Origin of the sequence: Arthrobacter sp. 2762 (genome assembly GCF_040548745.1) — a bacterium.
GTDB lineage: Bacteria > Actinomycetota > Actinomycetes > Actinomycetales > Micrococcaceae > Arthrobacter.
Genome location: NZ_JBEPSI010000010.1, coordinates 100,846 through 127,507, shown reverse-complemented (window position 1 = coordinate 127,507; position 26,662 = coordinate 100,846). Strand labels below are relative to the sequence as shown.

The 26,662-nt window shown below is 60.9% G+C and carries 23 protein-coding genes and 1 pseudogene; 14 read left to right on the top strand and 10 right to left on the bottom strand.

Annotated features, from left to right (window positions below; all coding sequences use genetic code 11):
- Positions 1 to 10: 10 nt before the first annotated feature.
- From allB to ABIE18_RS18160, 5 genes and pseudogenes are all read right to left on the bottom strand, one after another.
- Complete coding sequence (gene allB / locus ABIE18_RS18180; RefSeq protein ID WP_314325763.1) at positions 11 to 1,360, bottom strand: allantoinase AllB; 1,350 nt, start codon at positions 1,358 to 1,360, stop codon at positions 11 to 13.
- Positions 1,353 to 2,519, bottom strand: coding sequence for a glycerate kinase (locus tag ABIE18_RS18175; protein ID WP_499724013.1), 1,167 nt, complete (start codon positions 2,517 to 2,519; stop codon positions 1,353 to 1,355). The genes allB and ABIE18_RS18175 overlap by 8 nt, the downstream gene beginning before the upstream one ends.
- A 25-nt stretch (positions 2,520 to 2,544) precedes the next feature.
- Entirely contained in the window at positions 2,545 to 4,320 is a 1,776-nt protein-coding gene (gene gcl, locus ABIE18_RS18170) for a glyoxylate carboligase (RefSeq protein WP_498602063.1), read from the bottom strand.
- A gap of 127 nt (positions 4,321 to 4,447) precedes the next feature.
- Positions 4,448 to 5,344 (bottom strand): annotated as a pseudogene (locus ABIE18_RS18165) (2-hydroxy-3-oxopropionate reductase); the annotation flags it as partial.
- A 53-nt stretch (positions 5,345 to 5,397) separates the two neighbouring features.
- Positions 5,398 to 6,201, bottom strand: a complete 804-nt coding sequence (locus ABIE18_RS18160) for a hydroxypyruvate isomerase family protein (RefSeq protein WP_499724012.1) — start codon at positions 6,199 to 6,201, stop codon at positions 5,398 to 5,400.
- Positions 6,202 to 6,553: 352 nt separating this feature from the next.
- On the opposite strand from ABIE18_RS18160, the gene ABIE18_RS18155 reads away from it, so the two are divergent.
- Positions 6,554 to 8,080 (top strand): nSTAND1 domain-containing NTPase, encoded by a 1,527-nt coding sequence (locus tag ABIE18_RS18155; protein ID WP_499724011.1) that lies wholly within the window; start codon positions 6,554 to 6,556, stop codon positions 8,078 to 8,080.
- 203 nt (positions 8,081 to 8,283) lie between these two features.
- Positions 8,284 to 9,219: a hypothetical protein gene (locus ABIE18_RS18150; protein WP_499724010.1), complete on the top strand. Its 936-nt coding sequence runs from the start codon at positions 8,284 to 8,286 to the stop codon at positions 9,217 to 9,219.
- 267 nt (positions 9,220 to 9,486) lie between these two features.
- On the opposite strand, the gene ABIE18_RS18145 is transcribed toward ABIE18_RS18150, so the two are convergent.
- Positions 9,487 to 10,383 carry a hypothetical protein gene (locus ABIE18_RS18145; protein ID WP_499724009.1) on the bottom strand — a complete coding sequence of 299 codons (897 nt, stop codon included), beginning with the start codon at positions 10,381 to 10,383 and terminating at the stop codon, positions 9,487 to 9,489.
- A gap of 441 nt (positions 10,384 to 10,824) precedes the next feature.
- On the opposite strand from ABIE18_RS18145, the gene ABIE18_RS18140 reads away from it, so the two are divergent.
- From ABIE18_RS18140 to ABIE18_RS18110, 7 genes are all read left to right on the top strand, one after another.
- Positions 10,825 to 11,820, top strand: coding sequence for a LacI family DNA-binding transcriptional regulator (locus ABIE18_RS18140; RefSeq protein WP_499724008.1), 996 nt, complete (start codon positions 10,825 to 10,827; stop codon positions 11,818 to 11,820).
- A gap of 199 nt (positions 11,821 to 12,019) precedes the next feature.
- Positions 12,020 to 13,330: an ABC transporter substrate-binding protein gene (locus tag ABIE18_RS18135; RefSeq protein WP_499724007.1), complete on the top strand. Its 1,311-nt coding sequence runs from the start codon at positions 12,020 to 12,022 to the stop codon at positions 13,328 to 13,330.
- A gap of 2 nt (positions 13,331 to 13,332) precedes the next feature.
- Positions 13,333 to 14,268, top strand: a complete 936-nt coding sequence (locus ABIE18_RS18130) for a carbohydrate ABC transporter permease (protein WP_499724006.1) — start codon at positions 13,333 to 13,335, stop codon at positions 14,266 to 14,268.
- Complete coding sequence (locus ABIE18_RS18125) at positions 14,265 to 15,164, top strand: carbohydrate ABC transporter permease (protein ID WP_167267307.1); 900 nt, start codon at positions 14,265 to 14,267, stop codon at positions 15,162 to 15,164. The genes ABIE18_RS18130 and ABIE18_RS18125 overlap by 4 nt, the downstream gene beginning before the upstream one ends.
- 47 nt (positions 15,165 to 15,211) lie before the next feature.
- Positions 15,212 to 16,315, top strand: coding sequence for a Gfo/Idh/MocA family protein (locus ABIE18_RS18120; protein WP_499724005.1), 1,104 nt, complete (start codon positions 15,212 to 15,214; stop codon positions 16,313 to 16,315).
- Between the two features lies 1 nt (position 16,316).
- Positions 16,317 to 17,066 (top strand): ThuA domain-containing protein, encoded by a 750-nt coding sequence (locus ABIE18_RS18115; RefSeq protein ID WP_499724004.1) that lies wholly within the window; start codon positions 16,317 to 16,319, stop codon positions 17,064 to 17,066.
- Positions 17,067 to 17,070: 4 nt separating this feature from the next.
- The gene (locus ABIE18_RS18110) at positions 17,071 to 18,282 is read left to right on the top strand and encodes a Gfo/Idh/MocA family protein (RefSeq protein ID WP_499724003.1); all 1,212 of its coding nucleotides are present in this window, start codon (positions 17,071 to 17,073) and stop codon (positions 18,280 to 18,282) included.
- A 287-nt stretch (positions 18,283 to 18,569) separates the two neighbouring features.
- Here the strand turns inward: ABIE18_RS18110 and ABIE18_RS18105 are convergent, their stop codons facing one another.
- A complete protein-coding gene (locus ABIE18_RS18105) occupies positions 18,570 to 18,983 on the bottom strand; it encodes a hypothetical protein (RefSeq protein ID WP_499724002.1) in 414 nt (137 codons plus the stop codon).
- A gap of 129 nt (positions 18,984 to 19,112) precedes the next feature.
- Here ABIE18_RS18105 and ABIE18_RS18100 point away from each other — a divergent pair, with 129 nt between their 5' ends.
- Positions 19,113 to 19,454: a PadR family transcriptional regulator gene (locus ABIE18_RS18100; protein ID WP_499724001.1), complete on the top strand. Its 342-nt coding sequence runs from the start codon at positions 19,113 to 19,115 to the stop codon at positions 19,452 to 19,454.
- 101 nt (positions 19,455 to 19,555) lie between these two features.
- Here the strand turns inward: ABIE18_RS18100 and ABIE18_RS18095 are convergent, their stop codons facing one another.
- Positions 19,556 to 20,449, bottom strand: coding sequence for a LysR family transcriptional regulator (locus ABIE18_RS18095; RefSeq protein WP_499724000.1), 894 nt, complete (start codon positions 20,447 to 20,449; stop codon positions 19,556 to 19,558).
- A gap of 118 nt (positions 20,450 to 20,567) precedes the next feature.
- On the opposite strand from ABIE18_RS18095, the gene ABIE18_RS18090 reads away from it, so the two are divergent.
- Genes ABIE18_RS18090 through ABIE18_RS18080 form a run of 3 tightly spaced genes read left to right on the top strand, consistent with a single transcriptional unit; the run spans position 20,568 to position 24,260 of the window.
- A complete protein-coding gene (locus ABIE18_RS18090; protein ID WP_499723999.1) occupies positions 20,568 to 21,332 on the top strand; it encodes an enoyl-CoA hydratase/isomerase family protein in 765 nt (254 codons plus the stop codon).
- Between the two features lie 16 nt (positions 21,333 to 21,348).
- Positions 21,349 to 22,941, top strand: a complete 1,593-nt coding sequence (locus ABIE18_RS18085) for an acetate--CoA ligase (RefSeq protein ID WP_499723998.1) — start codon at positions 21,349 to 21,351, stop codon at positions 22,939 to 22,941.
- Entirely contained in the window at positions 22,938 to 24,260 is a 1,323-nt protein-coding gene (locus ABIE18_RS18080; RefSeq protein WP_498687592.1) for an MFS transporter, read from the top strand. Before ABIE18_RS18085 ends, ABIE18_RS18080 begins: the two co-directional genes overlap by 4 nt.
- 821 nt (positions 24,261 to 25,081) lie before the next feature.
- Here the strand turns inward: ABIE18_RS18080 and ABIE18_RS18075 are convergent.
- Positions 25,082 to 25,291: a hypothetical protein gene (locus ABIE18_RS18075; protein WP_499723997.1), complete on the bottom strand. Its 210-nt coding sequence runs from the start codon at positions 25,289 to 25,291 to the stop codon at positions 25,082 to 25,084.
- 279 nt (positions 25,292 to 25,570) lie between these two features.
- Positions 25,571 to 25,927: a hypothetical protein gene (locus ABIE18_RS18070; RefSeq protein WP_499723996.1), complete on the bottom strand. Its 357-nt coding sequence runs from the start codon at positions 25,925 to 25,927 to the stop codon at positions 25,571 to 25,573.
- A 106-nt stretch (positions 25,928 to 26,033) separates the two neighbouring features.
- On the opposite strand from ABIE18_RS18070, the gene ABIE18_RS18065 reads away from it, so the two are divergent.
- The gene (locus ABIE18_RS18065) at positions 26,034 to 26,558 is read left to right on the top strand and encodes a hypothetical protein (RefSeq protein ID WP_499723995.1); all 525 of its coding nucleotides are present in this window, start codon (positions 26,034 to 26,036) and stop codon (positions 26,556 to 26,558) included.
- Positions 26,559 to 26,662: the final 104 nt, after the last annotated feature.

Here is a 26,662-nt window from a genome sequence, read left to right as displayed (position 1 = left end):
GCGGTGGACCCTAAACGTTGCCGCGGCGGAGCAGTTTGCCGCCGGGGTTCTGGCCGTCGATCGGAGTGCCGCGCAGGTAGGTCTTGCGGACGACGCCGGCCAGGGGACGGCCGTCGTACGGCGTGATCGGGTTCTTGTGCTTGAGCTTGGTGACGTCCACAACGAAGGCTTCGTCCGGGGCGAAGATGGAGAAGTCGGCGTCGTAGCCCAGGGCGAGCTGGCCCTTGTTGTGCAGGCGGGCCAGGGCAGCGGGCTTCTCGGCCATCCAGGACACGACCTGCTCCAGCGGGATGCCGCGGTGGCGGGCTTCGGTCCAGATCAGGGACAGGCCCAGTTGCAGCGAGGAAACGCCGCCCCAAGCTACCGCGAAGTCGCCGTTTTCCAGGTCCTTCAAATCCAGTGTGGAGGGGGAGTGGTCCGAGACGATGCAGTCGATGGTGCCGTCCTGCAGGCCCTTCCAGAGGAGCTCGCGGTTGGAAGCCTCACGGATAGGCGGGCAGCACTTGTAGGCCGTGGCGCCGTCGGGGATTTCTTCGGCCATGAGCGTCAGGTAGTGCGGGCACGTCTCAACCGTGAGGTTGACGCCGTCGCGCTTTGCTGAGGCGATCATCGGCAGCGCGTCGGAGGATGAAAGGTGCAGGATGTGGGCGCGGGCGCCGGTCCAGCGGGCGCGCTCGATGACCTCGGCGATTGCCTTGTTCTCGGCACCGCGGGGGCGGGAGGCCAGGAAGGTCTCGTAGTGGTCGCCGCCCGGGTGCGGGGCGCGGTCGATCGCGTGGGAGTCCTCGGCGTGCACGATCATGAGCGAGTCGAAGGACTTGAGCTCAGCCATGTCCTCTTCCATCTCGTCTGCGTCCAGGTGCGGGAACTCGTCCACGCCGGAGTGCAGGAGGAAGCACTTGAAGCCGAAGACGCCTTCGTCGTGCAGCGGGCGGAGGTCGCTCTTGTTGCCGGGGATGGCACCGCCCCAGAATCCGACGTCCACGAACGCCTGGTCCTTGGCGACCACGCGCTTCTGCTCCAGGCCGTCAACGGTGGTGGTGGGCGGGATGCTGTTCAGCGGCATGTCGATGATGGTGGTCACGCCACCGGCGGCTGCGGCGCGGGTAGCGGAGGCGAAGCCTTCCCACTCGGTGCGGCCGGGCTCGTTGACGTGGACGTGGGTGTCCACCAGGCCGGGGATGAGGGTTTCGTCGTCTGCGAGTTCGATGACCTCGTTGCCCGTCAGGCCGTTGCCCAGGGGTTCGATGGCGACGATGATGCCATCGCGGATGCCAACTTCGCGCGCTGCGAGGCCGGCGGTGGTCAGGATGCGCTGGCCCCGGATAACGAGGTCATAGGCGCCGATTGCTTCAGACATTGAGGTACTCCTTGTTTTCGGTCCGCTCCGCCAGGTACACGCCTATGTGCTTACCTAATTGTTCAAGCAACGGACCGGCTTCAGCGATACATTTCTGGACATCAGTTTCCATGTCGGTCAAAGCGTGGACCGTGTGGAAGCCGGCATCCGTGAGTTGTTCCCGGCTCAGGGTACTCCGGCCGCAGACTGCGATCACGGGGACCCCGGCCTTCTGTGCTGCGCGCGAGACGCCCATGGGGGTCTTGCCGAGCAGGCTTTGTTCGTCCAGGCTGCCTTCTCCGGTGATCACCAGATCGGCGCCCTTCAGTCTCTGTTCAAGGTCGGTGAATTCAAGCACGACGTCGATACCCGGCCGCCGCTCTGCCTTCAGTGCCGCGATGGCAATGTAGCCAACGCCGCCTGCTGCTCCAGCGCCCGGCGCCTTCGCTGCGTGCTTGGCATGCTGGCCGGATGTTGCCGCCAGGACGTCCACGAAGTGGCTCGCTGCGGCGTCCAGTTCGGTGACGTCGTCCGGCGTCGCGCCTTTTTGCGGACCGAAGATGGCTGGGGCTCCGCTGGCCCCCAGAAGGGGGTTGTCGACGTCGGACGCCAACACGAATTCCGTTGCTTCGACGCGGACGTCGAAGTTGGAGAAGTCGATGCTGTCGATTTCCGCGAGTGCCGCACCGCCGCCGGGGAGCTCGTTGCCGTCCTTGTCCAGGAAGACGGCGCCGAGGCCCTGCAGGACTCCCGCGCCGGCGTCGGTGTTGGCGCTGCCGCCGACACCCAGGATGATCTTGCGGCAGCCGAGGTCCAGCGCGGCGCGGATGAGTTCGCCCGTGCCGATGCTGGTCGCCGTTTTGGCTGTTTCACTCGTCGGGCCGTCCGGGAGGAGGGCGAGACCGGAAGCCGCCGCCATTTCGATGACAGCTTCCTGGTCCCGCACTGCGAAGTCGGCCTTCACTGGCTCGCCGAGCGGGCCGGTGACGGTGGTGGTCCGGCGGGTGAAGCCGGAGCCGATGGCGGCGTCGATGGTTCCTTCGCCGCCGTCGGCCACCGGAATGCGTGTTGCTTGTATGCCGTGGCCGAACCCCGCCAGCAGTCCTGTTGCCAGGTGCTCGGCGACGTCGGGCGCGGACAGCGAGCCCTTGAATTTGTCCGGGGCGATGACAACACGCATTCCGGTGCCTCCTTCCTTTACTTACTTACGCTTTGGTCAGGATCGCGGTGGGTGCGTCCGCCGCGGTTTCTGCCAATTCTTCGAACTCGTTCACGCCGCTGATTTCAACGCCCATGGAGATGTTGGTGATCTTTTCCAGGATCACTTCAACAACCACGGGAACCTTGAATTCGCCCATCAGTGCCTTGGCCTTGTCGAAAGCGGCAGGCAGATCGTTGGGGTCCTCAACGCGGATGGCCTTGACGCCCAAGCCCTCGGCAACCTTGATGTGGTCCACGCCGTAGCCGTTGGTCTCCGGGGAGTTGATGTTCTCGAAGGCCAGGGAAACGTTCTGTTCCATGTTGAAGCCACGCTGGCTCTGACGGATCAGGCCCAGGTAGCTGTTGTTCACCACAACGTGGATGTACGGCAGGTTGAACTGTGCGCCAACGGCCAGTTCCTCGATCATGAACTGGAAGTCGTAGTCACCGGACAGGGCAACAACGGTGGCGTCCGGGGTTCCACGAACAACGCCCAAGGCGGCGGGACCGGTCCAACCCAGCGGGCCGGCCTGGCCAGCGTTGATCCACTTGCGCGCACCGAATACGTGCAGCATCTGTGCGCCGGCGATCTGCGAGAGGCCAATGGTGGACACGTAGGTGGTGTCGCGGCCGAAGGCCTTGTTCATCTCCTGGTAAACGCGCTGCGGCTTGATGGGCACGTTGTCGAAGTTGGTCTTGCGGTGCAGGGAGCCCTTGCGCTCCTGGCACTCGGCAACCCAACCTGAGTAGTCCGGCAGTGTCTTGGCAGCCTGGCGTTCGCGAGCCAGCTCCAACAGACCGTCCAGCGCCGCACCGGCGTCGGACGCGATGCCCAAGTCCGGGGAGAAAACGCGACCGATCTGCGTCGGCTCGATGTCGATGTGCACGAACTTACGGCCAGCCGTGTAGGTATCCAGGCCGCCGGTGTGGCGGTTGGCCCAACGGTTGCCGATGCCGATCACGAAGTCGCTCTGCAGGAAGGTCTCGTTGCCGTAGCGGTGCGAGGTCTGCAGGCCAACCATGCCGGCCATCAGCTGGTGGTCGTCCGGGATGGCGCCCCAGCCCATCAGGGTGGGGATCACGGGAACGTTCAGGATCTCGGCCAGCTCAACCAACTGGGCCGAAGCGCCGGCGTTGATGATGCCGCCACCGGCAACGATCAGCGGGTGCTGGGATGCGGTCAGCAGGTCCAAAGCCTTTTCCAGCTGCTTGCGGGAAGCCTTGGGCTTCTCCACCGGCAGGGGCTCGTAGGCGTCGATGTCGAACTCGATCTCGGCCATCTGAACATCGATGGGCAGGTCCAGCAGGACCGGGCCCGGGCGACCCGAGCGCATCAGCTGGAATGCCTTCTGGAAAGCACCGGGAACCTGGCCCGGCTCCAGGATGGTCATGGCGAACTTGGTCAACGGCTTGGCGATGGACTCGATGTCCACAGCCTGGAAGTCTTCCTTGTGCAGCTTGGCAACGGGTGCCTGGCCGGTGATGCAGAGCATGGGGATGGAATCTGCCCATGCTGCGTACAGGCCGGTGATCATGTCCGTGCCAGCGGGGCCCGACGTGCCGATGCAGATGCCGATGTTGCCATCAGCTGCGCGGCTGTAGCCGTCAGCCATATGGCTGGCGCCTTCAACGTGGCGGGCCAGCGTGTGGCGGATGCCGCCGTGGGCACGCATTGCTGAATAGAAGGGGTTGATCGCTGCGCCTGGCAGGCCGAAAGCCTCGGTGGCGCCTTCCTTTTCCAGGATGGCGACTGCCGCGTCAACGGTGCGCATCTTAGCCATGGTGTACTCCTTGTTTTTTGCCCTTGCGGGCGAAGTCTGTGGTGTTTTTGGGTGTGGTGAGGGAGCCGCCGTCGTTTAAGTACGACGGCGGGTTCCCTGCTGTTTGTTGCTTGGTGCTCTTTTGGGCTTACTTACGGCCGCTGAGCTGGAGGACCTGCTTGAAGAGGCCCGAGTGGTCGAGGCCGCCGTCGCCCTGGTTGACGGTTGCGGCGACGAGCTGTGCGACGACTGCGCCGAGCGGGACGGAGACGTTGGCTTCGCGGGCTGCGGAGGTGACGATGCCGAGGTCCTTGTGGTGGAGGGCCAGGCGGAAGCCGGGGTCGAAGTTGCGGTCGAGCATCTTCTGACCCTTCTGCTCGAGGACCTTGGAACCGGCCAAGCCGCCGCCGAGGACCTTCAGTGCTGCGTCGGTGTCGACGCCGTAGGCCTCAAGGAAGGCGATTGCCTCGCCGAGGACCTGGATGTTGACGGCCACGATCAGCTGGTTGGCTGCCTTGACGGTCTGGCCGGAGCCGGACGGGCCGACGTGGACGATTGTCTTGCCCACTGCGTTGAGGACATCCTGTGCTGCCTCGAAGTCTGCTGCCTCGCCGCCGACCATGATGGACAGGACGGCGTCGATTGCACCCTGTTCCCCACCGGATACGGGAGCGTCGAGCGGGCGGATGCCTGCTGCTACTGCGTCGTCCGAGAGGCGCTTGGCGACGTCCGGGCGGATGCTGGAAGCGTCGATCCAGATGGTGCCCTTCTTCGCGTTGGCGAAGACGCCGTCCTTGCCGCTGACTACGCCTTCAACATCGGGGGAGTCCGGGACCATGGTGATGACGACGTCGGCGTCCTTGACTGCGTCAGCGATGCTCGTGGCACCCTGGCCGCCTTCGGAGACGAGCTTGTCGATCTTGTCCTGGCTGCGGTTGAAACCGGTGACCGTGTGGCCGGCCTTGACGAGGTTGATGGCCATGGGGAGGCCCATGATTCCGAGTCCGATGACTGCAACGTTGCTCATTGTGGTTCTCTTTCTGAAAGTCTTTTTAGCTCAGGTGTGCTGAATGCTTTGGCGAGTGCCGCCGTCGTGCGTTAGTTGGCGTTGGCGCGCTGGCGGATGGCCCAGCTGAAGGCCGATTCCTGCGGTTCCTTGTACTCGAGGCCGATGTAGCCGTCGTAGCCGAGTTCGCGGCTGCGGGCGATCCACTCGCCGAGGGGGAGCGTGCCGGTTCCGGGAGCGCCGCGGCCCGGGTTGTCGGCGATCTGGATGTGGCCGAAGTCCTTGGCGTGGTTCTCGATGACGGATTCGACGTCGTCGCCGTTGACCGCCAGGTGGTAAAAGTCGGCGAGGAGCTTGATGTTCTGTGCCCCGGATTCTGCCTTGACGCGGGCGATGACCTTGAGTGCGTCTTCAGCCGTGAGGAGCGGGTACTTGGGTGCGCCGCTCACCGGTTCGAGGAGGACGGTTCCGCCAATACGTGCGACGCCGGCTGCTGCGGTTGCGAGGTTCTCGGCACCGATGGCGTCCTGCTTCTCAGGCGATTCGCCGTCGATGCGGTTGCCGTAGAGGGCGTTGAAGGCCTTGCAGCCGAGGCGCTCACCGATGCCTGCAACAACGTCGATGTTGTCCTGGAACTCGGTGGATCGTGCGGGCCAGGAAACCAGGCCGCGGTCTCCGCCGGGCATGTTGCCTGCATTGAAGTTCAGGCCCGTGAGCTGAACGCCGGCGTCCTTGATGGCGTTCTCGAATTCGGTTACTTGTGCGTCGCTGGGGACGGAGGTCTCGAAGGGCCACCAGAACTCGACGGCGTCAAACCCGGCTGCCTTAGCGGCGGCGGGGCGCTCGAGCAAGGGCAGCTCCGTCAGGAGGATGGAGCAGTTCACTGTGTACGTCATCGTAGGTCCTTCCGAGGAGGGGCTTTGATCTATCTTCCGGGTGCTTGGCTGCTGCCTTAGTGCTTGGCTTGAGTTTCCGCTTTGTGGAATTTAGATTCTGCTTTATGAAAAGTTTAGGGAAGGTAAGGGTGGGAGTCAAGGGGGTGGGCGGGGAGGTGGGGTTTGGGATACCAGCAGGGGTAGTCGGGTGGCAGGACGATGGCAAGTCACTGGCTGGGCGTCCCTATAACGCGTGGCGGGCGCTTTTGAGCGCGCGACACCATGTAACGTCGTGCTCAATGAGTTGCTCGTAGGGGATTGGAACGGAATGCCAACAGTGCCGATGTCGAGTGGATGGCGCGCGGGAGCAATAATGCCTCCCTTCAATGACAATCTCCGGGTACACATCGCTGAATTGGAAGCTAGATTTCCGATTGTTCGCCAACACCGCAAGGCGCTTGCTGAACTGGGATCTCAGATGGTGCATGCCCAGAAGTGTTCAGTTAGCGGTCTGCAGCGATGCAGTATCTCGCTGGTCAGATTTAGTGGAGCCATCGAAGCGGCTTTCGGGCTTACCAGGGAAGTCATGGTCTTCTACAGCCCCTACCCCGACCTTCAGATTCGGGAATTGGAGGCCGCGAAGAGCGCCATCAGCAAACTAAAAAGGGATGTCACCCCAGACATCATTTTTGTATGGTCGCCTGACCCTCGCGCGCGCCAAAAGCTCGATGATTGGTCACAAGGAGGGTTCCTCGCCATCCCCTTTGCCAGTATCGAAGACACGGATCCTGTTGCGCTAGTATCGCTGCTTCGGGACTATATCTATGCGCGAGACCTCTTTTACGAATCAACGCCGGTCCGCGGTGACAGATTCTTTGGCCGCCGGCAACTAATGCAGGCGCTTCGGGATGATGTACGTAACCAGCGTGTTGCGGGACTCTTTGGACTCCGCAAAGCTGGTAAGACGAGTGTCTTAACTCAGCTGGCTGATGATATCTCTACGGAAAAGCGCGTCGTAGTTCTAAGGGACTTGGAAAGTCTTCCCTCACCGCCGGTCGATCCTATTCCAAGCCTAATTAAGGATCTCAAATTTGACCTCATAGAGGTACTAAAATCAAAAAACCTTAATCATCGTGCTCTCAGTCAATTAGGAGAAAGCGCAGACATTTCTGATTTCAGACGATCTATGCAGAGTGTGCTCCGCAAGCTTGAAACCAGCGGCGTAAGCATAGTCCTTCTCTTGGATGAAATAGAATATTTAACTCCTTCTGACCGTATTGACATTAGCGAAGGTGATATGACTTCTGTCTCGCAGTTTTTGGGTGCGCTCCGGAGTCTTGTTCAGGAAAACCAAAATTTCACATTCGTCCTCTCCGGGTTGACAAGTGCGATTGTGGAGAATGGGCGTCTCTTTGGGCGTCCGAATCCTCTATTTTCTTGGGCAAAAACACACTTTTTGGCCCCATTTGACCGACAAGAAGCTGACGAACTTGCTACGTCTGTTGGTGGACGGATGGGAATCCAGATTGAGCCCGCCGCGCTGGAAAGTTTTTTTGAGGCAACAGGTGGACATGCATTCCTTTATCGAAGCCTTGCTTCGGCGGTGGTGCAACAGCTGCCGGTTGATGTTTTTCAACGCCGCATCTCACGTCCAGACGTTTTGCGGACAATTGATGATTGGAAGCGTTCTGTTGCCGGGAACATCAATGAAATGATGAATTATGTTCGTCGCTACTATCCTATTGAAGCCGTGATGCTGGAATTACTCATTGATGAACCGCACGAATTTGGGTCGTTGGCAAACGAGAATCCACTTGAATTGCAACATCTGCTGAGTCTTGGACTCATAGAGAAGGACAAAAATGAGTATCAAGCCGCAACCGTGCTGGGGCTTCTGTGACAGGCCAAATCGCTGCTGCTTGTTCAGCTCGGGCTAAGGCGATCGCGAGGAGTCTAACGCGTCATAGGCTCGTGTTTGTCCAAGTGGGTGCGGCGTTTGAGCCGTTACGAGCCGGAATTCTCGATGGCTTGCGTGGTGTCAACGTATCGGTGGGGCAGAGGTCAGACTGGAAGGAGTTAGGGGCAGACGCCAACACCGTACTCGTGACTGATTTGGAGCAGTGCGTTGAAACCGCGGCTGAGGTTCTTGGTGAGGTAAGAGAACTTGTCTTTCAACTACTTGATGAAGGAAAGGCTGTCTGCCTCATTTCAAGGGCTCCTAGGCTTTCTTTTAGATCGGTCCCGGGAAGTTCGATACTGGAGGATGCTGCGCTCGTCACTCTACCGCTGTTAGATGTGTCAGAGTTGAGCCTTGCCTCCGGAGAATATCCGCCGGCAGGTTGCTTGTGGCCGTCGGTAGCTTTCGGTTCACCAATTAGTGTTGATACTTTCCGAGATGTCCTGGCGGAGGCTGGGCAGGGGACAATAGCAGCCTTGGACCATGCATTGTACGAAGTTAGCCCCAAGAGTGTTGAAGGACTTGAATTTCTCGCAGCTCGTGAAGTTGAGGCACTGCGAGGGGCCGGAATCCTGCTCATCGATGAAGGCGGCCGGCCAGCTCTGGCTCTACCTCGGCAGGTCAAAGAGCTGCGTGAGGCTTTGGCGGGCCATGTGAGTGAGACCGTAGCGCCGGCAAACAGTCTCGCTGAGGTAACTAGCGGACTATGGTACATCGAGCGACGAATTCGGAACGCAGTCCGAGCATCGGCCATGACCAAGTTTTCGTCTGGCTGGCGATCTTCGATCGTCGGTGGATTGAAGGATGAGATCCTCCGGCGGGCGCAATTGGACTCTGTCGTAACCGCGAAGTCTGTGTCCGATCTTCGCGATCCCTTGGAATGGCTGACTCTGGGCGAGCTCATGGATATTGTGAAGTCTGACAGGTGCAACAACCTAGGTTTGGGTTCCGCTGTTTGGCGCAAGTTTCAAGAGCAAGTGCTGCCTATTAGGAATCGACTAGCACATGTTCGGATACTCAAAGCCGATGACGCTGAGATCATTACGATGTGGGCCAGCCTAATTAGACAGCGCGTCCAATAGTACGAGCTTGCGAAACGCTTCTGTTCACAATTTGGCCTTGGACAAATATGGCCAATGTTTCGCCGGACAGCAGCTATCTAAACCAGCCAACCGTCAGCGATACTCTTCGGAATTACCGTCCGGACCGCGGCATGGGACTCATCCTGGGAATCCACTTTGACAAGGACTACAACGAGCTGTTTTGTTGGCGGTACTTCTCAGCGCAAGGAGAATATTCGACCTGCGCTGATGTCCACCTCGAGTTCGGCCCTGGGGTGGCCGTCACAACTACGTGGGTGGTTGGGAGAATCGGCTGCGAGCATTCCTTGCCGTCAAATTTGCGAGAGCTCCCAAGTAATCAGAACTCAATTGCGAAATTCCAGGCGCCTCACTGAACCCACACTGCGTGAGTAACTTGGCCAGTCTCTGGTGACTTTTCGAAGGATTCCCGGGCCAGAACTGGGAAAAGACTTGAGTGTTCTTTGAAAACACGTGGGAGAAGTATGCAGATAGCGTCGACTCCGCGTACTTATCGATGTCCATTTTGGCGAGTGCTGCAGCGTCGAACGCCTGCACAAGCCCCTGGGCGGCAGAGATGAAAGAAGCCACTTCCTTGAACGTTGGTGCATGCCCTTGCTCGAAAGCAGCAATGGATCGTTCAACGTCCATGCCACGATGAGCCTCTGAGATCTCATCTGCCGCGTTCAAGAGATGCGCTTTCAGGGTGCTGCTAACGCGAGTAACAGCATCTGAGTGCACGATCGTGTTCCGCCACTTGATCGCGAATAGTGTCAGGAGCAGGTTTGAATCAGTTTTCGAAATGTCCAGAGCTGAAGCGACACCAGATAGGCGATTTGCACGCCCCTCGATCGCATTGATCTTCGCAGAAAATGCGCTCTCAAACACCGAATTCATTCCTTGAAGCCGCTTTCGATAAACATCAATGAGATCGGTGATCCAAGCAAGTGATGTTACGAGTGCGTAGTCGCGACTACGAAGAGCAGAACGCTCTACGTCCTTGGGACTCCAAGATGTCGAAAATTCATCGTTGAGACCAGCCTTCCCCTCGCGCACAGAGTCTAAACCGACCAAGACCGTGATGAGGAAGTGGTTGTTTTGCCCGGCATTCTTCTTAAAGCTCACGCGTGCAGGGGTGCGATTAATTCCAAGTTCAATTGTGGACACGTGCGCTGGTTCGGTTCGAACGAACATCTGCAGCTCTTAGAGGCCAGAAGGCAAATGAAGGCTGCCGTCTTAGCCATTTAGACCATCAGCACTCCTTACAGAGTACGCAACGGATATTGTCCAGCTCAGGCAACACGCCATGAACTATCGGTTTCGTCAGCCGTCCATGTACGGGCCGATGGGATTGGAAACCATGGTCAATGACCCACTCCCAGGTTCGCGCTCCTTCAGCGGCGCTGTCGCGTTACGGGCGACTCGACGCTGATGCATCGGCGGTTAGCATATGAGCGGCGCGGCCAATTGCCGTCATGGCGCGGTTGCCTTCTCTAGGAGCGCGGCCCTCCGGCTGTTGTCCGCTACAGCTAAGCTGAGGAACGCCACTTGGCGCGGCAGTGGGCGGCGGCAAGGATCATCGGCGATGCTCGCGGAGGGAAAATTCGAATGGCTCGGCCGACAGTTCAGGACGTCGCCAAGACGGCGGGCGTGTCTGTAGGGACGGTGTCCCGCGTTTTGAACGGGAGTCCGGCCGTCAGCGAGGCGGCCAAGGAGAAGGTCAACGCTGCCATTCGGGAGCTCAGCTATCGGCCTCTCGCCTCAGCGAGGGATCTTCGAAGAGACCGCACAATGCGCGTCCTTGCACTCGCCAAGAACTTGGACTCGCTCGTCATCAGCGAAGTCTTCCGTGGTGTCGGCGACGCGGCTGCAGACTCTGGCTACGTCAGCCTCATCGCAGCGACCGACGGGGACTTGGATCGAGAACAGCAACTGGTCGATATGCTCAGGAACGGCTCCGTGGACGGACTAGTCATCTTTTCGCCGACGATGCCGGACGAGGACGTCAACACCGTCGCCGAGCAACTCAGTGTCGTTCAGGTCTGTGAAATCGTCGATGCCGAAGCTGCGTTCGGGGTGTCCATCGATGACCGCCTGGCCGCCTACGACATCACCAAACACCTGATCAACACCGGTGCCAAGAAGCTGGCCATGATCGCCCATAGAGGTGCCCGCTCGGGCCGGCTACGCGAAGAAGGGTTCCGCCAAGCACTCAGGGAGGCGGGCTTAGAAGAAGACCAGATCCTGCTCGGCGAAGGCAACTTCGGTTTCCACTCGGGCAGAGCACTCACAAAGAAGCTCCTCAAAGCAAAAGACCTTCCTGATGCGGTCTTCTGCGGAACCGACGTAGTCGCTGCGGGCTGCGTTCGGGAACTCACGGACGCCGGGCTAAAGGTCCCCGAGGACATCGCCGTAGCCGGATTCGATGACTCGGCTCAAGCCGAGATGTGCGTCCCAGAGCTAACAACGGTAAGACAACCAGCCTACGAAATGGGTCGCGTAGCCTTCGCCGAGCTCCTCGAACGCATGACAATCCCCGGCGCCCATCGCCGCGGAAGAACGTTCCTCCCGCACGAACTCGTCGTAAGGGACTCCACCAGATAAAGAGGGTTGACAGCCCGAGTGGTCCCTGTCACACTACTTTGGAATCGATTCCACGGCCGCAAGGCCGTTTTTCCGATCAACATTTGGAATCGATTCCACAACTCAACAAAAGCACCCTGCAAAGAAGCCACCCTCAGCACGCGGGACACCAAAAGCGCGCATTGAAATCCTCCGCCCACAGACCCCAAAGGAGCCACTTGTGGACTTGAACCGACCTGCTCTCCCGCTCCAGAACAAAGCCGCACGAAACCGCAAAGCCCTAGCGGCCACCGCAATAGCAGCAGCCCTTCTCCTCAGCGCGTGCGGCGGGGGAGCCGCACCCCAAGGTGCCGAACAAGTGGCAGCTGCCGATCCGGCGTCGGGCGCTAATGCCAGCGGTGACGTCAACATCTGCGGCGTCAAGGACGCGAGCGGCATCTACAAGGGCACGGCTGAGGCGTTCACAAAGGCGAACGGCAAGGTCACGGCCAAGTACACCGAGATCGGCGCCACCACGGACGAAGCCCGCACGCAGATCGTGCAGCGGCTTGAGGGCAAGTCCACCGAGTGCGACCTCTTCCTCACGGACGTCATCTGGACCTCCGAGTTTGCCTCCCAGGGCTGGCTGCTGGATCAGACCAAGCTGGTGGAGGCCAACAAGGACCGGCTCATTCCCTCCACTGTGGAAACCACCAAGTACCAGGACAAGTACTGGGGCTCGCCGTTCTTCACCAACGCCGGTTTGATCTACTACCAGAAGGACAAGGTAGCCAAACCCGAGTCCTGGCAGCAGCTCTACGCTGAAGCCGCCAAGGCTCCCGGCAACGGCTACGTCTACCAGGGCAAGCAGTACGAGGGCCTCACGGTGAACTTCCTCGAAATGCTCTACAGCGCAGGCGGCGAAGTTCTCAACGACCAGGGCGACGTCACAATCGACTCCAAGGAAACCCGCGACGTCCTCAACTTCATGAGCGACGGACTCAAGAACGGCTCAGCCGACCGCGCCGTCCTCACCTACAACGAAGACCCGGCCCGCCTCGCCTACGAGTCCGGCGACTTCGGATACCAGCGCAACTGGCCGCACGTCTACCGCCTGCTGAACGCGACACCGCTGGCGTCCAGCTTCGCGGTCGCGCCGCTGCCGGCATGGGAAGGCGGCGAGGCCTCCGGCGTGCTCGGCGGCTGGAATCTCGCGATCTCGACCCACTCCACCAACCAGGCCGGGGCCGTCGCGTTCATCGACTACGCCACCAGCCCGGAATGGCAGAAGCACGTGGCCATGGACTACTCGCAGGCCCCGGTCAACGAAGCTGCCTACTCTGACCCCGCGGTTCTGCAGAAGATGCCGTTCGCCACTGAACTCCTCGCCTCCGTGAAGGGTGCCAAGCCGCGCCCGATCTCCCCCGTCTACCCGCAGATCTCGCAGGCGATCTACAAGAACGTCTACGCCGTCCTCTCCGGCACCGCCTCCACCGAGGAAGCCGTGCAGAAGATGTCCGAGGAAATCACTGCCGCCAAGGCGAGCTTCTAGCCATGGCCATCAAAACACTCCACCCCGGAGGCAAGACGCAAAGCGGCCGCGACCGCGCAGAGCGCAAGCTCGCGTTCCGCATGACTGCCCCGTCGCTGGTCATCATGGCGCTGGTGGCGGCGGTCCCCATCGGCTACGCAATCTGGCTCTCGCTGAACCAGTACAGCGTCCGCACCGCCGGCCTGTCCCGCTTTGTCGGACTGGAAAACTACATCAACGCCCTCGCAAGCCAAGAGTGGTGGGCAGCGTTCGGACAGACGTTCCTCTTCGCCGGCCTCTCGGTCAGCCTGGAACTCGTCCTCGGTACAGCCATGGCGCTGCTGCTCAACCTCGCGTTCAAGGGCCGCGCCGTCCTGCGCACCGTGGTTCTGCTGCCGTACGCGATCATCACCGTGGTCAGCGCCATCACCTGGCAAACGATGTTCCAGCCCAACATGGGCCTGGTCACCAACGTCCTTTCCACGCTGGGACTGCCGGGCGGCGATGTCGTCTGGCTCGGCGAGCACGGCTACGCGATGGCCGTGATCGTCATGGCCGACGTCTGGAAGACCACCCCGTTCGCGGCGCTCATCATCCTGGCCGGCCTGCAGATCATCTCCGCAGAAACGTACGAGGCCGCGGAACTCGACGGCGCCAGCAAATGGCAGACCTTCGTGAACGTCACCCTGCCGCTCCTGCGCCCGGCAATCGTCCTCGCCGCGATCTTCCGCACCATGGATGCCCTCCGCGTCTTCGACCTGCCGTTCGTCCTCACCCGCGGCGCCAACGGCACCGAATCCATGTCCATGCTCGCCTACACCCAACTGCGCGAAAACCGGCTGGTGGGCGAAGGCTCGGCGCTGTCCATCCTGACCTTCCTCACTGTCATGGTGGTCTCGGTCATCTACGTCCGCTTCGCCGGCGGCAACATCCGCGACGTCGCGAAGGAGGAACAATGAGCACACTGATTGCAGAACGCCCGACGGCGGAACTCGCCACGCGCCCCAAGGCACCGAAGCGTCGCTTGCGTGGGGAATCAAAACTGCACCCCCTGGTATGGGTGTTCGTGGTGGCCGTCATGGCTTTCTCGCTCATCCCGTTCTACTGGCTGGTGAACACCTCCCTTAAGAAGGGCGCGAGCCTGTCCCAGGGCGAGCTCTTCCCGAGCCAGCCGACCCTCGAGAACTATCTTGTGGTCTTCCAGAACCCCGAGTTCCTCCTGGCCTTGCGCAACTCGGTGATTATCGCCGTCGTAACTACAACAGTGGCGCTGGTCTTCGCGTCCTTTGCCGCCTATGCGCTGGCCAGGCTGAAGATGCGCCGCAAGGCGATGATCCTGACGCTGATCCTCTCGGTCACCACGTTCCCGGCCATCGCCATCGCGGCTCCGATGTTCTCCATCTGGCGCGAAATCGGCCTGTACGACACCTTGCTGGGCCTCATCATCCCGAAGCTGACGTTCGCGTTGCCGCTGGCGATCTACACGCTGACGTCCTTCTTCAAGGAGATCCCGCGTGAGCTTGAGGAATCCGCGTACATGGATGGCGCCACGCCCTTTGTCGCCTTCCGCAAGGTGATCCTGCCGCTGGCGGTCCCCGGCTTGGCGACGACGGCGATCCTGGTGTTCATCTCGGTCTGGAACGAATTCCTCCTGGCTGTAACGCTGACCACCTCGCCGGAATCCCGGCCCGTACCGGTCGCGATTGCGTTCTTCAGCGGCACCAGCGAGTTCGACCAACCCCTCGGCACCATCAGCGCCGCGTCGGTGATCATCACCGTCCCGCTGGTGATCCTGGTGCTCGTGTGCCAGAAGCGCATCGTTTCCGGCATGACGGCTGGCGCCGTCAAGGGCTAGTCCTTTTTCAACCCGAACCTAGAAACCCCAGAAAGAACAGGAACAACGTGAGCATTCAGCAGCAGGCCCCGTCCGCAACCCTCAAGGTGGGAGTTGTGGGCATCGGTTGGGCCGGCCAGCAGCACCTCAAGGCGTACAGCAACATCGACGGCGTCGAAATTGTCGCCGTCGCGGGCATGGAAGCTGACCTTCTCGCCCAGCTGAAGGAGGAATACAGCATTCCCCACGCCTTCGCCCGCTGGGAAGACATGATCGAGCTCGAAGGCCTCGACGCCGTCAGCGTGGCCGTGCCCACGTTCCTGCACGCGCCGATCGCCATTGCGTCGCTTGAGCGAGGGCTGCATGTGCTGAGCGAGAAGCCGTTGGCGCGCAACGCCGTCGAAGGCCAACAGATGGTGGACGCTGCCCGCAAAGCTGGCCGCGTGCTGGATGTCGCGTTCAACCACCGCCGCCGCGGCGACATCCAGGCGCTGAAGGAAGTGATCGACGCCGGAACGCTGGGACGTCCGTATTACGCCAAGGCATCCTGGCTCCGCAGGCAAGGTATCCCGATGCTGGGCAGCTGGTTCACCAACCCGGAACTCGCTGGCGGCGGTCCGCTGGCTGACATCGGCGTGCACGTCCTCGACTACTCGCTGCACCTCCTCGGAGAACCCAAGGTTCTGGCCGTCTCGGCGTCGACCCACTCCGAACTCGGCCCGCGCGGTCTCGGCGGCAACGCCCGCTACACAGCTTCGAACTCCAGTCATAAGTTTGAAGTGGAAGACTTCGCATCTGCGTTCATCCGGCTGGAAGGCGGCGGTACCTTGATCCTGGAAGCGGGATGGGCCACGTACCGCGACGAGAAGGACCTGATGGACTTCACCGTTTACGGGACCGACGGCGGTGCGGACTTGCGCTCGGTCGGCGCCTCCGAGAATCCGGTAGCGGACGTCCACGTCTTCACCGAGAAGGACGGCGAGAACGCCGACTTCGAGGTGGTGGCCGAACCCGGGCGAGCCCACCAGGCCGTCGTCGACGATTTCATTGCCGCCGTTCGCGGTGGCGAGACTGTATGGGGAAGCCACGACGGGTCCCTTGCCCTCAGCCGCGCCCTGGTGCTTGATGCCTGCTACAAATCCGCCCTCGAACAACGTGAAGTGGTGCTCTGAAATGTCTGATTCGAAATTGAAGATTGTTGTCTGGAACGAGGCCGTGCACGAGGCCCGGAACGAGCCCGCCTCTATCGGCGAGATGTACCCGGAAGGGATCCATGGTGCCATCGCCGCCGGCCTTCGTGGGTTCTACCCTGACTCCGAAATCTCGACAGCCACTCTGGCCGATCCCGAGCATGGGCTCTCCGAGGAGGTCCTTGCGCAGACCGACGTGCTGCTGTGGTGGGGGCATATCGCGCACCAGGAAGTCAGCGACGAAGTAGTGGAGCGCGTGCAGCGACACGTGCTGGGAGGCATGGGCTTGGTGGTGCTGCATTCCGGGCATTTCGCCAAGATCTTCACTCGATTGCTGGGGACCACCTGCTCCCTGAAGTGGCGCAACGAGGGCGAACGCGAACTCGTGTGGACGGTCAAGCCGTCGCACCCGATCGCGGCCGGGATTGAAAGCCCCATCGTCATCCCCAAGCAGGAAATGTACGGGGAGCTGTTCGACATTCCGGAACCCGATGACCTGATCTTCATCAGCTCGTTTGCCGGGGGAGAGGTGTTCCGCTCCGGTGTGACGTTCTCCCGCGGCAAGGGCAAGATCTTCTACTTCAGCCCCGGCGACCAGGAATACCCGGTGTACCACCAGCCGCAGATTCAGAAGGTCATCGCCAACGGTGTTGGTTGGGTGGCCCAGCCTGGCGTTTTCCGTGATGCGCCCGAGGTCTCCAACCCTGCACGTGGGTGGTTCGAGGAGGCCTAGGAAAATGACCACATCTCTCACCCCTACCGCCGGCCATCCGTTGGGCGTGGCCGCGATCGGTTACGCCTTCATGGGGAAGGCCCATTCGAACGCGTGGCGGAACGTGGCCAGCTTCTTCGACGTTCCGGCCTTCGAGCAGAAAGTGCTCGTTGGCCGGGACGCAGTCCTGGTTGCAGAGGCTGCCGCCAAGTATGGCTGGGCCGAGTCCGCGACGGATTGGCGTTCCGTAATTGAACGGGACGACATCGACATCGTGGATATCTGCGCGCCCGGCTGGATGCACGCCGAGATCGCCATCGCGGCTTTGGAAGCCGGAAAGCACGTTTTAGTGGAGAAGCCGCTCGCCAACACTCTGGGTGAGGCTGAGTTGATGGCGGAAGCGGCTGCTTCGGCGCGGGCCCGGGGCGTGCAGTCGATGATCGGGTTCAACTACCGCCGCGTGCCTGCGCTGGCATTGGCTCGGGAGTCGATTGCCGAAGGACGTCTCGGAACTGTGCGGCACGTCCGTGCCGCGTACCTGCAGGACTGGCTTTCCGACGTCGACGCCCCCATGAGTTGGCGGCTCCGCAAGGAAACCGCCGGTTCCGGGGCCTTGGGGGATATAGCTTCCCACGCCATCGACCAGGTCCAGCACCTTACGGGGCAAACCGTCACCGAGGTGACGGGGACGTTGCGGACTTTTGTGGCCGAACGCCCCGGTGCCGCTGGGCTGGAGAAAGTGACAGTCGACGACGCCGCGTGGGCGACTCTTGGAATGACAGGAAACATCAGTGCTTCGGTGGAAGCATCCCGTGTGGCCACGGGCCAGAAGAACTCGCTCAAGATTGAAATCTACGGGTCGCTGGGCTCGCTGACGTTTGACCTGGAGAACCTCAACGAACTCGGCTTCCTGGACGCTACGGTTCCCGTGCGGGAGCAGGGTTTCCGGCGGATTCTGGTCAACGAGCCCGAACACCCGTACGCTGCGGCTTGGTGGCCGCAGGGACACATCATCGGCTGGGAGCACACGTTCACGCACCAGATCCGGGACTTCCTGTTGGCCATCAGCGCGGGCGAGGCGCCCTCGCCGTCGTTCAGTGACGGGCTGCAAATCCAGCGAGTGTTGGCTGCGGTGGAAGAGTCTGCCGGAAACAGGAGCACGGTGACGGCAGTGGAAGGATCGGCATTTGCGGGCGAGACCATGGCTCAACGCGCTCTCATCGCTGGCGTAGCATAGGCGAGTCCGGGATTACGCCAGTCCTTACCGCGCAAAACGGCGATGGCCTACGCTTCTCTTCGAGTTTTACGACGCGAAATTACTAAGGCATCAATTGCCATCACCGCGGCTGCCACCATAAGGCCGATACCAAGGGCCGCAAGGGCGCCATAAATTGGCCAGAATACGGCGAATGGGACAAATCCCGCTAGGAAAACGATGAGAGTGCGACGCATTCGAGGAGTCACTTTCATGAGATGACGCTACCACGGCAACAGTGCCCTGGTAGCGTCATATCGATTCGAAGTTCAGCTAGTTGCCGCTCCCCAGACGCCACTGACGAAGGCCCAGAATGCTCCTCCGGCCGTCATGCAGTAAAACGAGTTGTTGGTGCACCACTGGTTCAAATCGATTTCGGTGCGCGCGGGCTGGTCGGCGATTAGCTGCACCATGTTGACGGAGCCCACGTTGTAGCCATCCCGGTAACCCGTCAGAGTACCGCTGCATGCATACGGGTCGTGACCGTTCCAAACGGTTGTTCCCCAGCTACTCGAACAAAAATAGTCGACACCACCGGTTGAGGCTTGGGCAGGCGCCGCGGTCAGCGGTAACAGCACCGCGCCGATAGCGATGACGGAAGCAAGAATTGTGTTTCTCACCGTGCCGTTCCTGGAGTGCTTCCACTCACTGTTTGGCTGCGCTTTAAGAACTTCAGTCTGCATGGTTCCCCCTATTGAAAACGGCCTGAGGCCGAGTCTCATCGTTCGGGTCAAAGCCGAATTGCTTTGATGGTTTGAACATAAGTGAGACTTGACTTTGATCTACAACGCTGTAGGAGGTACCGTTCGTGCATGGTTAGCTGGGGGCAAGCCGGAGATCGAAGCAGCATTCGTCGTGCGTTGGTAGTACTCGCGGTACTCGCGGTTCTGCGAAAGGGCCCGACTCATGCATATGAGATGACTCGCCAGTTGCGGGACGCCCATGAGCTACTTGCGTGCGAGAGTGACTTATACGCGCTCATGAATCGACTTAGCGGACAAGGCCTAGTGCGTTACAGATGGGAATTGTCGCCGACCGGTCCGCCCCGAAAGCGATATGAATTGACGCCAGCGGGGTATGAAGCTTTAGAGCAGCGACATGCCACGTGGAAGGAGTTGCGAAAGGCGCTGTTGGCCTTATTGAGCGCGGAATAGAGCGTAACTTTACATTGGGGTGCCGCATCATCGAACGCCTGGGTACTCGAAGAGCCTTGATGGAGTTTCAACCTTTATTAATGCGCCGCCGCGGCGGGCACTTATCCATGCCCACCCGCCGCCAACCCCGCCCCCACAGCCGCAGCAAACGCATCCGTCTCAGCTGACCGTCGGCTCTTCAACCACAGTGCCGACGTCCGCCAAGCCAACGGATCACCAACCAGCGGCCGCCACACAATTCCCGAAGGCAACGGCGTCCAGGGATCCTCATTGAAGTGCACCCCACGGCCGGCCATGATCAGCCCGTGCGTGAAGTGCTGGTTTCTGGCGTGAACGATCGCCGCCGGTAAGTACCCAGCGTCCCGGCACGTGTGCAGGAACGAGTCGTACAGTGTGGGGGCCATGTGCCGCGGGAAGATGATCAGCGGATTCCCTGCCAGGTCGCCCAGCCGCACGGCATAAAGAGCAGCCAGCGGATGCGAAGCATTCAGCACCACCCCCAGCGCACGCGAGAACACCGGCCCCGACTCGAAACCCACGCTGCTCAAAGGGTGACGGACCACCGCAACGTCCAGTTCGCCGTCGCGCAGTCGCTCAACCTGCTCCACGGTGGTGAGCTCGTGCAAGTTCAACAGGACATCAGGGGCAAGCGAGCTAAACGAAGAGACCATCGTGGATAGAGCCAGAGGGTTCGTATCCGGCGGCACCGCCACCTGCAGCACACCCGAAGCGCCCGGCCGGATCCGCCGCATCGATTCCTGCGCCATGGCCACGTGATCGAGCACCCCGCGCGCGTGTTCCAGCAGCAACGCCCCAGCCTCGGACAACTCCACGCCCGTCCGTCGACGGTGAAACAACTGAACCCCGAGCTCTTTCTCCAGGTCCTTGATCCGCTGCGAGAGCGGCGGTTGGGCCATGTGCAAACGCTGCGCCGCACGCCCGAAATGCAGCTCCTCGGAGAGCACCACGAAGTACTTGAGATGGTGAAGGTCCATCGCCGCACCATATCAGTTTGATATCAAGACGAGTAGATATTGATGTTAGACGGGTCACATTCGCCGGTGGTCTGATGGGACTCAAGAAGCCCAGCAAACCAGCAAAGGAAACGCCCCAATGTCCCAGGACGTCCTCTTCGAACAGACCGGCCCCACCGCCATCATCACGCTCAACCGCCCGGACAAGCTCAACGCCTGGACCGAGGCCATGCGCAGCGAACTCATCGACTACCTCGAAGGCCTCAAGGGCAACGAGGAGGTCCGCACGGTTATCCTCACAGGCAGTGGGCGGGCGTTCTGCGCCGGTCAGGACCTGGCCGAGACCGCGTCCATGAACCCTGAGGACCACGAGTCCGCAGAAGCTTGGATCGACGGTTTCGACCGCCTCTACCGCGCCGTCCGCAACCTCGACCAGATCACCATCGCCGCGGTCAACGGCGTCGCCGCCGGCTCCGGTTTCCAGTACTCACTGCTCGCGGACCTCCGCGTCGGCGACTCCAAAGTCCGCATGGGCCAGCCCGAAGTCCTTTCCGGCATCCCCAGCATCACCGGAATTTGGGCCATGTGGAGCATCCTCGGCAAGTCCAAGACCTCCCAGTTCGTCCTCACCGGCGAGCTCGTGGACGCTGCCGAGGCCCAGCGGCTCGGCCTCCTTAATTACCTGGCGGACGACGGCGGCGTGTTGGCTTACGCACGGGACCTCGCCGCCCGCTTGAGCCTCCTTCCTCCGGGTGCCGTCCGCTTGACCAAGAACCGCCTGCGCAGCCTGGAAGACGACGACCTCAGCGATGCCATGGCAGAAGCCAAGCGCGTGCACCGCGAGGCCTACGGCACCGGTGAGCCGCAGCGCGAAATGGCCCGCTTCCTCGCCGGCCGCCGCTGAAGGGACGGATAACACCATGAAAACAGCAACCCAGGACCGCTACACCGAACTGCGGAACAGCCACCGCTGGGAAGTTCCGGAGCTCTACAACATGGCCGTCGACGTCGCCGACCGGCACCCAAGAGAAAAGCTGGCACTCATACTGGAGTCCGCCGTCGAAGGTCAACGAGAGGTGAGCTGGGGCGAAATCCAGGACCGCTCCCGGCAGATCGCGGCCACTCTCCAAAAAGCCGGCATCAAGAAGGGCGACCGCGTCGCTGTTCTGTTGCCCCAGCGTTCCGACACCCCGGCCGCGTACCTCGGCGTGCTGCGAACCGGCGCCATCCTGGTCACCATGTCCCTGCTCTGGGCAGCGGAACCTATCCGTTTTCGGCTTGAGGACAGTGGCGCGTTGGTGATCATCGCCGAGGAGTCCGCGAAGCATCTGTTCAAGGACTACGAAGGCACTTTCATCGACATCGATGGTTCGGCCATCAAAGAAGCGCCCACGGAGTTCCAGGATGTCGAAACCAAAGCCGACGACGCCGCGCTCATCTTCTACACCTCGGGCACCACCGGCCGGGCGAAGGGAATCGTCCACGCGCACCGGACCTTGCTGGGCCACAACGAGTTCGAGTACTGCCACCAGATCGGCGACGGCGATGTTTTCTACGGTGCGGGGGATTGGGCATGGTCGCTGGCCAAGCTCATGGGACCGCTCCGGCTAGGCGCAACACACTTGGTTTTCCGGCCCAACGGCGGCTTCGACCCCGCAGCCCTGCTGGACAGCATGAGTCGCCAGGGCGTCACCAGCGCTCTGGTCAACCCGACTTTTCTGCGCAAGATGCGCGAAGACGTGCCCGACGCCGGTACTCGGTTCCCGCTGTCCCTGCGGACGGTTTGCTCGTCCAATGAGCCGCTGACACCGGACCTGATCACGTGGTTCGAGTCGCAGTACGGCGTGACGTTGCTCGATTACTACGGTTCTACCGAGTCGTACCCTCTGCTCGGCAACTACCCGGATGTGCCAGTGAAGCCCGGGTCCATGGGGCGTCCACTTCCTGGATGGGAAGTCCGCCTACTGGACAAAAACGAGCAGGAAGTCCCGATCGGTGAGACCGGTGAGATCTGCCTTCGTGCACGCTCCAACCCGCAATTTCCCTTGGGATACTGGAAGATGCCGGAGGCGTCAGCCGCCGCATTCGGGGGCGTCTGGTACCACACCAAGGACCAGGCTTACGCGGACGACGACGGCTACTTCTGGTTCCTGGGGAGGACCGACGACGTCATCAAAACGTCCGGCTACCGTGTGGGGCCGTATGAGCTGGAGGCAGTCATTCGCGAACTCGATCCCGTGCGGGACGTGTCCGTGACTGGCGTGCCCGACGAGCTGCGCGGCCAGTCCATCAAGGCCTGGATCGAACTGATGCCCGGTCACGCTGGGGGAGCGGACCTGAGCGAAATCATCGTGGCGCACGTGAAGGAGAACTTCTCCCGATTCGCGTACCCACGATTCATTGAGTACGTATCCGAACTGCCGAAGTCGGCCACCGGAAAAGTCCAGCGGGCCCAGCTCCGCGAACTCCCACACGTTGTAGCCTCTCCCCACCTCGAAGGACAACAATCATGAATACGATGACCGAGAAAGTTGCTGAAACTGAGTCTTCCCCCCGGCGCAGCCTGAAGCGCGTCGCTGCGGCAGCCGCCGTCGGAAATTTCGTCGAATGGTTCGACTCCGCGGCTTATGCGGTCATGTCCGTCACCATCGCGAAGCTCTTCTTCCCCGATTACTCCACGACGGCGTCACTTCTGGCCGTGTGGGCGATCTTCGCCGGCGGCTTCATCGCCAGGCCGCTCGGGGCGGCGTTCTTTGGACGCTACGGTGACCGGATTGGCCGCAACAAGATGCTCGGCCTGTGCGTGCTGATCATGAGCGCGGCGACGTTCTGCATTGGTATCCTGCCGACGTTTGCGGTGATCGGTGTGTGGGCTCCGATCCTGCTGTTCCTGTTCCGCGCCGTGCAGGGCTTCACCACCGGTGGCGAGTACACGGGTTCGTCCGCCTTCATCGTTGAGTATGCGCCGGAAGGCAAGCGGGCGACGTACGCCAGTATTATCCCTGCAACAGTCGGCCTGGCTTCAGTTGCAGGTGCGCTGCTGGGTGCCGCGATCACCGCGACACTGAGCCCCGCCGACCTTCAGGCTTGGGGCTGGCGCATCCCATTCCTGCTCGCAGCGCCGCTGGGTCTGATCGGTTTGTACATTCGGTCCAGAGTGGACGACACTCCCGTTTTCCGTGGTCTGGAGAAAAAGGGCAACGTAGCCAAGAAGCCCTTGGGTGACGCCATTCGTCTCTGCGCACGGCAGATCTTCACGCTCTTCGGCTACAGCATCACAAACGCCATCGCTTACTACCTGATGAGCAGCTACATGATTGCGTACATGACCTCGAGCCTCCACTACTCCAGCACGGAATCGATGATCACGAGTGTGATCACGATGCTCGTCTATACGGGGGTCTGCCCTCTGGCCGCCCGTGCCAGCGACCGCTACGGACGCAAGCGGATGCTGCTGGTGGCGTGTGTGGGATTCGTCGTCATGACGATTCCGGCTTTCTCGATCATGCCGCTGGGTCTCGGCTTCGCAATCCTGGGCACGAGCATCCTGGGCGCTTTGGTCGCTGTGATCGGTACCTCAAATGTTCCGGCTTTGGTGGAGATGTTCCCTTCCTCGGTTCGGGCTTCGGGGTCCGCTATTGGTTACACGCTGGCCTACGTTCTATTCGGTGGAACCGCTCCGTTCGTTGCTACGGGATTGGTGGCTGGCTTTGGGACGCCGCTGGCTCCGGCCTTCTACCTGATGGGCATGGCTCTAGTGTCCGCGGTGGTCGTGGTCCTGTTCTTCCGTGAGACGAAGAACCTATCGTTGTCGAGGACGACGGTTTTGTAGTTCGTTCCGTTGGCGAGGGGCTGGGTTGCGTCCTTACACTGGGCCAACAGACACTAATGACTTCTACAACCTCACTGCAGAAGAAATGTCCGAGTTGGTTTCGTCATACAAGCTCTCGGGCGAGGCTTTCGAGGACCGAGACGATGACGCAATGTTTGGCCTGGAATTTCACATGGAAGACCCCTTCAACTGGTCAAGTACAAGGCTGACCAGAGAACCAAGCGGCAAACCTTCGACAGGCGGTTCTAAAATATGGCGAAAAGTAAACCACTTGGTTGGTGGCGCTCCGGAAAATTGCCATCGAGGCTTTTGTGGCTCGGTGCATTTTCCGGGGCAGCCGGGGCACTTGCCTTCAACCTCAATTACATGATCGGGCACGTCAACGCTGCCACTCTCATGTGGGGTATGGCTAACCTCTTCATTTTCGAGATACCGGGGGGAATCCTTCTTGGGCTCGTTGTGGCGCTGCTCGTCCTCATGGCACGAATCTTGGTCCCCAAGAAAGCGTCAAGAATGCTGCAAGCCGCCGTCACAGGCGCCGTGGCTCTACTCTGCGGTGGCTTAATAGTTTCTTCCGTACTTCACGACGTGCCCGTGCCCGGCGGCGCCGGAGTAATTGGGTGGATAGCGGGAATCTTGGTCGGAATTGCTTTTGCCGTAGTTTCCTATCGTCACCCTGCCGGCGCTCAGGAACCCCTTGCTTCGCCAGCAACCGTCGAGGACTCTCGCCCACAGTAGGCCTGCCGGCGCGCGCAGTTACGATGTCCACTCTGCTGGTTGGGGGTCTTACCGCATGTGGCGCCGGAGGCACTTTGACCGATTCAGCGGCCGCTGAGACGAGTGAGTCGGATCGCCGTCGCTGATGCCGGCCTGCTCCATGGGCTGTCCGTCAGCGAATGGATCTCCACAGTCATTCCGGATCCAGTCAAAGTCTTGTTGACGGTCGCCGTCCGGTGGACTTCGGTGTCAACCACCATCGCCAGGCTCACTGTCCAGTCACTGGGATTGGTCACCACCACGTCAGAGGCCACTCGCGAACTCATTAGCCACGGCGCCGATGCCGCCGTCTCCCTGTTGGCAACTGGCAGTACCGACTGTGGTGCCTTCACCTTGGGTAGAGCGGCCGGTGGACTGACTTTGGGGTCGGTAGCCCGTGAGGCAGTGGGCGATGGTCCTGCCGCAAAGGATGCCGGAACCAGACCCAACATCATCAGTGCAACGCTGACAAAACCGCAAAGAACCAACCGAACAGCACGCATGCCACCGCCAAATTCGGCGCACATTGGCGTTCGGCCCAGCCCTTCTCGCATTCAGTGCTGGTGGATCATGCCCTGCCTGGCAAGCCAGAAGTACAAGGCAACAAATGTGATCAGACCCAGAAGAGGCCCCGCCCAGATCGCGATATCGGATCCGTGGATAAGGATGGCAGCCGCACCGAAGGTGGAGCTCAACAATCCCAGCGTGGCGCTTTCCGTTCCGGGTTCAGCCCTGTCCTTGTGTCCTGCATGCCCATGGAATCGCTGCAGAATTAGTAGTAGGACAAGCGCGGCACCTGCGATGAGCGGCCAGGGCCATTCGGTGATCACCACAATCGCCAACGTCCCGCCATACGCGGCGGACACGGCCATCCAGTAGTTTTTCGCCTTTTTGCTGGGCTTCGCTGTCATTGATTTCCCCCAAAATCGTTCGACGATGCGGACTCCAAAGTAACATATTCAAATCGTTGGACAAATTAACTACCCCGCGCACAACCCTTCCCGTAAGGTCCCTTGGATGGGGCAAACAAGTTCATGGCACGTGGCAGCGGGACTTACGATCACCGCCGTCGTGCTTTCCGCCGTGGTCGGGTGCAGTGTTCCAGGAACGGTGGCCTCAAGGTCAACCCTTACCTCGCTGTCGCCAACCGCCGCTTGCCCGGTCGCAGGCACGGAACCACGGACGGACAGTACCTGTGCCCAGTACGACGGCGAAGCGGCCATGGCAGCCAACGAAACCTACCGTCAACGCAGGAAGCTGACCCCGGAAATGCGGGCACAGCTTGACGCGTACGTCGGTCCCGCGCGCAAAGCCCTGGACTCGCTCACGAGGCCGCCAAACGCGGACGACGTCGAGATGGCGTTCACGGCGTTGAGCCTCAAGGAAGTACAGACTGACGACGGCGGCAACGGCGTCAGGTTCGGGGTCACAGTACCCATCGGAGGCTGTCTGTACGGGTACGTTCCGCTCACGGGCCCGGCCACAGTGGAGACGGGTGGAGGCATCATGGACGGCGGTTGCCTCGACATGGTCGGGCATTGATTCCCACCACCTAGACCACCTTTCCCCTCCACCTAGATAGCCCCACGCACCACCTATCTTTGGGGCATTCCACCACCTAGTTTCAATTTCCTGCACCATGGCAC

Excerpts from the sequence above, each read along its gene's own strand:
- allB (WP_314325763.1), bottom strand. The coding sequence starts at position 1,360 with ATGTCTGAAGCAATCGGCGCCTATGACCTCGTTATCCGGGGCCAGCGC.
- ABIE18_RS18175 (WP_499724013.1), bottom strand. The coding sequence starts at position 2,519 with ATGCGTGTTGTCATCGCCCCGGACAAATTCAAGGGCTCGCTGTCCGCG.
- gcl (WP_498602063.1), bottom strand. The coding sequence starts at position 4,320 with ATGGCTAAGATGCGCACCGTTGACGCGGCAGTCGCCATCCTGGAAAAG.
- ABIE18_RS18160 (WP_499724012.1), bottom strand. The coding sequence starts at position 6,201 with ATGACGTACACAGTGAACTGCTCCATCCTCCTGACGGAGCTGCCCTTG.
- ABIE18_RS18155 (WP_499724011.1), top strand. The coding sequence starts at position 6,554 with ATGCCTCCCTTCAATGACAATCTCCGGGTACACATCGCTGAATTGGAA.
- ABIE18_RS18140 (WP_499724008.1), top strand. The coding sequence starts at position 10,825 with ATGGCTCGGCCGACAGTTCAGGACGTCGCCAAGACGGCGGGCGTGTCT.
- ABIE18_RS18130 (WP_499724006.1), top strand. The coding sequence starts at position 13,333 with ATGGCCATCAAAACACTCCACCCCGGAGGCAAGACGCAAAGCGGCCGC.
- ABIE18_RS18125 (WP_167267307.1), top strand. The coding sequence starts at position 14,265 with ATGAGCACACTGATTGCAGAACGCCCGACGGCGGAACTCGCCACGCGC.
- ABIE18_RS18115 (WP_499724004.1), top strand. The coding sequence starts at position 16,317 with ATGTCTGATTCGAAATTGAAGATTGTTGTCTGGAACGAGGCCGTGCAC.
- ABIE18_RS18110 (WP_499724003.1), top strand. The coding sequence starts at position 17,071 with ATGACCACATCTCTCACCCCTACCGCCGGCCATCCGTTGGGCGTGGCC.
- ABIE18_RS18105 (WP_499724002.1), bottom strand. The coding sequence starts at position 18,983 with ATGCAGACTGAAGTTCTTAAAGCGCAGCCAAACAGTGAGTGGAAGCAC.
- ABIE18_RS18100 (WP_499724001.1), top strand. The coding sequence starts at position 19,113 with ATGGTTAGCTGGGGGCAAGCCGGAGATCGAAGCAGCATTCGTCGTGCG.
- ABIE18_RS18095 (WP_499724000.1), bottom strand. The coding sequence starts at position 20,449 with ATGGACCTTCACCATCTCAAGTACTTCGTGGTGCTCTCCGAGGAGCTG.
- ABIE18_RS18090 (WP_499723999.1), top strand. The coding sequence starts at position 20,568 with ATGTCCCAGGACGTCCTCTTCGAACAGACCGGCCCCACCGCCATCATC.
- ABIE18_RS18085 (WP_499723998.1), top strand. The coding sequence starts at position 21,349 with ATGAAAACAGCAACCCAGGACCGCTACACCGAACTGCGGAACAGCCAC.
- ABIE18_RS18080 (WP_498687592.1), top strand. The coding sequence starts at position 22,938 with ATGAATACGATGACCGAGAAAGTTGCTGAAACTGAGTCTTCCCCCCGG.
- ABIE18_RS18070 (WP_499723996.1), bottom strand. The coding sequence starts at position 25,927 with ATGACAGCGAAGCCCAGCAAAAAGGCGAAAAACTACTGGATGGCCGTG.
- ABIE18_RS18065 (WP_499723995.1), top strand. The coding sequence starts at position 26,034 with ATGGGGCAAACAAGTTCATGGCACGTGGCAGCGGGACTTACGATCACC.